This window comes from Streptomyces hygroscopicus subsp. hygroscopicus, assembly GCF_001553455.1.
Taxonomy (GTDB): Bacteria; Actinomycetota; Actinomycetes; order Streptomycetales; family Streptomycetaceae; genus Streptomyces; species Streptomyces hygroscopicus.
In genome coordinates this window covers 1-6,562 of the sequence record NZ_BBOX01000561.1, presented here as the reverse complement: position 1 = coordinate 6,562, position 6,562 = coordinate 1, and the positions used below count along the sequence as shown (strand labels likewise).

Genomic DNA, 6,562 nt, shown 5'->3' with positions numbered 1-6,562 from the left:
CCCTCGGGCCCACCCCCACGCCCACCCCTCGGCACCGCCCCCGCACGGAGCACACGGAGCGCACGGAGCACGGAGACGGTGCCGACGGAGCATCAGTCGTCCGAGGGCCAGGGGATCTGCGGGGAGTGGTAGTACGCGATGCGGAGCGCGTCCCAGCGGGGGCCCTGCGCCGCCAGCCGGGCCCGGTAGTCGCTCCAGTCGTGGGTGCTCGCGGGGGACCAGCCGAGTTCGGCGATGCCGGGGAGGCGGGGGAAGGCCATGTACTCCAGCTGCGGACTGGTCAGCAGGGTCTCCGACCACAGCGGCGCCTCGACACCGAGCACCGATGACGCCGGGGCGTCCTTGATATAGGCGCCGGGGTCCCAGTCGTAGGACTGCTTCGCCTCGACGTAACCGGCCCATGCGAGCCCCAGCGGCGTATCGGCGTCGTACTTCATGTCCAGGTAGGCGCGGTTGGCCGGGGAGAGGATCAGCCGGGTGCCCGCCTTGGCCGCCTCCGCGACCTCCTTCTCGCTCCCGTTCAGACCCCAGTACTGGGCGATCGCCCCCTTGGCGGGCCGGGCACCGGTCAGCTGGTGCCAGCCGACCACCGTCTTGCCGTACTTGGCGACGATCGGCTGCACCCGGTCCATGAAGGCCGCGTAGTCCTCATGGCTGGTGGAGTGGGCCTCGTCCCCGCCGATGTGCAGATAGCGGCCGGGGGTGAGCGCGGCCAGCTCGCCGATGACGTCGTCCACGAAGTCGTACGTCACTTCCTTCGGCACGCACAGCGAGCTGAAGCCGACATCGGTACCGGTGTAGAGCGGCCGGGCGACGCCGTCGCAGTTGAGTTCCGCGTACGAGGCCAGCGCGGCGTTGGTGTGGCCCGGCAGGTCGATCTCGGGGACGACGGTCAGCTCACGGCTGGCCGCGTAGCGCACGATCTCGCGGTAGTCGGCCTTGGTGTAGTAGCCCCCGGGCCCGCCGCCGACCTGGGTGGAACCGCCGTAAGTGGCCAGCCGCGGCCAGGAGTCGATCGCGATCCGCCACCCCTGGTCGTCCGAGAGGTGCAGATGCAGTGTGTTGAACTTGTAGAGGGCCAGCTGGTCGATGTAGCGCTTGACCTGGTCGACGCCGAAGAAGTGCCGGGAGACATCGAGCATCGCGCCCCGCCAGGCATAGCGCGGCACGTCGGTGATGGTGCCGCCGGAGACCCGCCAGGGGCCCGGCTGCCGGGTGGTGCGTTCGACGGACGCGGGCAGCAGCTGCCGCAGCGTCTGGACGCCGTGGAACAGTCCGGCGGAACCCCGCGCGCTGAGGGTGATGGCGCGGCTCGTCACCTCCAGCCGGTATCCCTCCGCGCCCAGCTTCCGCGCCCCGGCGCCGTCCGGCATCAGCCGGAGCCGGATGCCGTCACCGCCCGACCGCGTGGTCACGGGCAGCCGGTAGCCGGTGGAGGGGCGCAGCACCTTCGCCAGGTAGTCGCCCACCCGGCGCGCCGGGCGCGCCGAGCCGTCGGTGCCGGAGACCCGGATGCGGGTGTCCGGGCGGATCGCGTACGAGCCCGCCGCGGGCCGTACGGACGCGGGCGCGGGCACGACCCGGTCCAGGGGGGTCGGGGCGGCCTGGGCGGCCCCGGCGGCGTAGGGAGAGGAAGGGGCGGAAGCGGGGAATGCGGAGGAAGCGGACGCGGAGGAGGCCGCGGTCCCCGCTCCGGCAACCACGGTCAGCAGCAGGGAACACAGCAGTCGGGCACGGCGTCGTCTCACAGGGGATCCCTTCAACGAAACGTCGCTCTTGGGTACCGCGAGGCCCAGTTGCGGTCAAGGTGTAGACCAATGTGTTGCCGACGACCCGTCAGAATTTACCGCCTGGCGGAAGTCGCCCACCCACCACCAGGACCACCACCAGCCCCCGCCAACCACCACCCCTGCCCCCAGCCGCTACCGCCACCGCCACCGCCACCGCCACACGTGATGTGGATCACGACACCCCACCGCAATGCCCGCGCGAACTCGGCGATCTCCCCCCGGACAGCACCCCCACACCCCACCCCCTGCCCGATATCGGGCAGGAAGTTTGCGAAAAGCCTCACCGCATCGCACTATCAACGAATGCTCGATCGCCGTATGTCCCACGATGACCTCATCGACCACTTGGTCCGCAGTACGCCGCTCAGCCGTGGCGAGGCGGCCCGGGTGGTGCTGGACGTGCTGGCGTACTTCGACGAGACGACGGAGGAGTTCGTCCGGCGCCGCCACCGCGAGCTGCAGTCCGGCGGGCTGACCAACGCGGACATCTTCGAGCGGATCACGGCCGAGCTGCCGCGCCGCGCGGTGGCCCCGCCCGAACTCTCGCTGCGCCAGTTGCGCCGCATCGTCTACGGCTGACGCTCCGGTCCACGACGGCGGCCGTCACCGCCGGACACAAGCACGGACACGAGGCACGGACACGCCCGCAGACACCGCCGCGGGCACGGACACGAGCACGAACACAGCCGCGGACACAGACACGAGCACGAGCACCACCAGCGATCCAATGGGAGGGCCTGAACACCATGTGCGGAATCGTCGGATACATCGGGAAACGCGATGTGGCGCCGCTGCTGCTGGAGGGACTGCAGCGCCTGGAGTACCGCGGCTACGACTCCGCGGGCATCGCGATCCAGGGCAAGCCGGGCAAGGGTGGACAGAATGCCTCATCGGCCGGGCTGAAGACCGCCAAGGCCAAGGGCCGGGTCCGCGAGCTGGAGGCCAGGCTTCCCAAGCGGTTCACGGGCACCACCGGGATCGCCCACACCCGCTGGGCCACCCACGGCGCGCCCAATGACGTCAACGCGCATCCGCATCTGGACGCGGACCGCAAGGTCGCCGTCGTCCACAACGGCATCATCGACAACGCCGCCGAGCTGCGCGCCAAGCTCGCCGCCGACGGGGTGGAGCTGGTGTCCGAGACCGACTCCGAGGCGCTCGCCCACCTCATCGGCCGCTCCCAGGCGGCCACCCTGGAGGAGAAGGTCCGTCACGCGCTCGCGATGGTCGAGGGCACCTACGGCATCGCCGTACTGCACGCGGACTTCCCGGACCGCATCGTCGTCGCCCGCAACGGCTCCCCGGTGGTGCTGGGGATCGGCGAGAAGGAGATGTTCGTCGCCTCGGACGTCGCCGCGCTGGTCAGCCACACCCGCCAGGTGGTCACGCTGGACGACGGCGAGATGGCCACCCTCAAGGCCGACGACTACCGCACCTACACCACCGAGGGCAGCCGCACCTCCACCTCCCCCACCACCGTGGAGTGGGAGGCCGAGTCGTATGACATGGGCGGCCACGACACCTATATGCACAAGGAGATCCACGAGCAGGTCGACGCCGTGGACCGGGTGCTGCGCGGCCGGATCGACGACCGCTTCGCCACCGTCCGGCTGGGCGGGCTCAACCTGGACGCCCGCGAGGCCCGCGGGGTGCGCCGGGTCAAGATCCTCGGCTGCGGTTCGGCCTACCACACGGGCCTGATCGGGGCCCAGCTGATCGAGGAGCTGGCCCGGATCCCGGCGGACGCGGAGCCCGCGAGCGAATTCCGCTACCGCAACCCGGTGGTGGACCCGGACACCCTCTACATCGCGGTCAGCCAGTCCGGCGAGACGTACGACACCCTCGCGGCCGTCCAGGAGCTGAAGCGCAAGGGCGCGCGGGTGCTGGGCGTCGTCAACGTCGTGGGCAGCGCCATCGCCCGGGAGACGGACGGCGGGGTGTACGTCCACGCGGGTCCGGAGGTGTGCGTCGTCTCCACCAAGTGCTTCACCAACACCGCCGTGGCCTTCGCACTGCTCGCCCTGCACCTGGGCCGGATCCGCGACCTCTCGGTCGCCGACGGCAAGCGGATCATCGCCGGACTGCGCAAGCTGCCCGAGCAGATCGCCGAGGTGCTGCGCGGCGAGGAAGAGATCGAAAAGCTCGCCGCCGAATATGCGAACGCAAAGAGCATGATGTTCGTCGGGCGGGTCCGCGGCTACCCGGTGGCACGCGAGGCATCCCTGAAGCTGAAGGAGGTCTCCTACGTCCACGCCGAGGCGTACCCGGCCTCCGAGCTGAAGCACGGGCCGCTCGCGCTGATCGAGCCCGAGGTGCCGACCGTGGCGGTCCTCCCGGACGACGATCTGCTGGAGAAGAACCGCGCGACGCTGGAGGAGATCAAGGCCCGCAGCGGCCGGATCCTGGCCGTCGCCCACCAGGAACAGGAGAAGGCGGACCACACGATCGTGGTACCCCGCAACGAGGCGGAGCTCGACCCGATCCTCATGGGCATCCCGCTCCAGCTGCTCGCCTACCACACGGCGCTGGCGCTCGGCCGGGACATCGACAAGCCCCGGAACCTGGCCAAGTCGGTGACGGTCGAATAACCCCCCGCCGCCGCCCGCACCCCATGCGACCTGGGCCGATCCCTCGGCGGTCCCCCGCGTGTGCCACCACGCACGCGGGGGCCGCCTCCCCTTCGCCGACGTCGCCCTTCACGCCGACGGCCGGCCGTCGCGCGGGAACCGTCACTTCTCGCACGACAGCACGATCGAACGGTTTGTACCCGCCGCAAACGCCCAATTCACCCCTACGCACCGGTAGGTTTATTGGTTGTCAAGATGAACTTGACGCCATCTCTTCTGCGGTCAAGAGGAGTTGAAGATGTCCGGTTCCGAACGCCCGCGAAATCGTGCCAGCGGCAAAAGTTTTGGCCTGAACTACCACGCTTGTTGAGAGGGCGCGGGGGCACAGCGCACCGGGACACCGCGGTTCGAAGCACGCGGGAGGGCAGGGACACGAGAGGCCCCGAACGGACGCGAGACGGCCCCGCAAGGCCGCGAACGCGGCAACGCGGCCCGGAAGGAGACGGGAGACTCCGGAAGGGACGCGGAGAGACCGGGAAGGACGCGAGCGGCGAGAGGCCGCGGGGACAGCGAGAAGGCGGTCCGGGAAGACCCGCCCGGAAAGACGCGGGAAGCCCCAAAGGACCGCGGGAAGCCCCCGAAAGCACGCGGAGGGGCACGGGAAAACCGCAGCGCCGCCGGAAGATCGAAGAGATGCCGGAAGACCGAAGGGGACACCGGGAGACCGAAGGGGCACCGGGAGACCGAAGGGGCACCGGGAGACCGAAGAGACGCGGGAAAATCACACGGGGACGCCGGAAAGGCCGAAGGGACACCGGAGGCCCCGGGCAGCACACCTAGGGGATGACGACGACCGGCCGCTGTGCCCGCCGCGCGAGCCGCCCGGCGACCGAGCCGAAGATCCGCCCCACCAGCCCGTGCGTGGAGCCCACCACGATGGCGTCGGCCGCGTACTCCCGGCCGACCTCCTCCAGCTCGTGACAGATGTCCCCGCCCCGCTCGACGAGGATCCAGGGCACCTCGGCGAGATGATCGGCACAGGCCAACTCGAGCCCCAGCACCTCGGTGCGGTGATCGGGGACGTCGACGAAGACGGGCGGCTCACAGCCCGCCCAGACGGTCGTCGGCAGCCGGTTGGCCACATGGACGATGATCAGCCCTGAGCCGGAGCGCCGGGCCATGCCGATGGCGTAGGCGAGGGCGCGCTCGCTCGATGTGGACCCGTCGAATCCGACCACAACGCCGTGCTGGAAAGCTGGATCGCAGGAATGACGTGTTTCTTCCGCCGCTTCGGGGTGCGCCATGTGATCGGCGACCCGCTTGCGGTCCGCGGGTTCGGGGATTTCGTGACCGGCCATCGGTGTCTCGGCGAAGGATGTCCTCGTGCGGAGGGATCGGCGGGGGCTCAGGTTGGGGGCTGTCGGGGGACTTGAGCTCCGCTGGAGCTCGGGGGACGGCATCGAGGGGTCGAAATCCGTCCGGGATTCATCTTTCCAAGCCCTTACCCCCAAGGGTACGGCGGCATTCACCACGTGCCCAGAGGTCGCCACGGGAGCGAAGCGGCCCGAAGCGTTCCCCGGAGCATGCCGGAGGGCGGCCCGTAACGCAATGCCCCAAGTGGTCCCCACTCGGCCCGGCGCCCGGCCCGGGACCCGGGTCGGCGGGGCCGTCACGGTACGCCGTGCGGCGGCCCGGCAGTGACCTGGGGGCGGGCCGGGCGTTGTAGTAGCGGCACCGCGTGCGGCGACCCCGGCCCGCCCCGGTCACCTGCCCGGATCCATCGCCGGCCGCCGCTCGCCACCCCACGCCACCCCAGCGCCGAACCCTCCGCCGACCGCCCGCCGACCGCTCGAGAGGAACCCTGCCCGTGCCCGTCGCCCGCGCGTACGACGCCTCTGGGGACGCCCCTGACGGCGGGGCCGGGGCCCCCGGACGGCCCCGTGTTCCGAGCCCCGCTCGAGCCCCGGTCCAGTCCGCCGCTAGCGACGCGGTGAGCGAGGTGATCCGCTGGGCCGCCTTCAGCTGTGCCGTGGTCCCCGTCGCCCTGCTGATGTGCGGATTGCCCCTCGGCGTCGCGGCGGGGGCCGCCGCGGGGCTCGCCGCCGTGACGGCCGCCAGCCGCGCCCTGTTGCGCCATTCCGAGCGCGTCGCGGCCCGGCTGGACGCGGACGGCGCCAGCCCGCACCGGGGCCGCCACGGCCGCAC

The 6,562-nt window shown here is 71.1% G+C and carries 4 protein-coding genes and 1 pseudogene; 3 read left to right on the top strand and 2 right to left on the bottom strand.

All coding sequences use genetic code 11. The features are described from left to right. Positions 1 to 92 precede the first annotated feature (92 nt). Positions 93 to 1,748: a beta-N-acetylhexosaminidase gene (locus tag AXW62_RS38625; protein ID WP_060948454.1), complete on the bottom strand. Its 1,656-nt coding sequence runs from the start codon at positions 1,746 to 1,748 to the stop codon at positions 93 to 95. A 345-nt stretch (positions 1,749 to 2,093) separates the two neighbouring features. Here AXW62_RS38625 and AXW62_RS38620 point away from each other — a divergent pair, with 345 nt between their 5' ends. Both AXW62_RS38620 and glmS read left to right on the top strand, forming a co-directional pair. Then, a complete protein-coding gene (locus AXW62_RS38620; protein WP_030841729.1) occupies positions 2,094 to 2,369 on the top strand; it encodes a hypothetical protein in 276 nt (91 codons plus the stop codon). A gap of 167 nt (positions 2,370 to 2,536) precedes the next feature. Next, entirely contained in the window at positions 2,537 to 4,378 is a 1,842-nt protein-coding gene (gene glmS, locus AXW62_RS38615; RefSeq protein WP_060948453.1) for a glutamine--fructose-6-phosphate transaminase (isomerizing), read from the top strand. A gap of 815 nt (positions 4,379 to 5,193) precedes the next feature. On the opposite strand, the gene AXW62_RS38610 is transcribed toward glmS, so the two are convergent. Then, complete coding sequence (locus AXW62_RS38610) at positions 5,194 to 5,715, bottom strand: universal stress protein (protein ID WP_030841735.1); 522 nt, start codon at positions 5,713 to 5,715, stop codon at positions 5,194 to 5,196. A 632-nt stretch (positions 5,716 to 6,347) separates the two neighbouring features. Between AXW62_RS38610 and AXW62_RS42115 the strand changes: the two are divergent. Further along, positions 6,348 to 6,562: pseudogene (locus AXW62_RS42115) on the top strand (hypothetical protein); the annotation flags it as partial.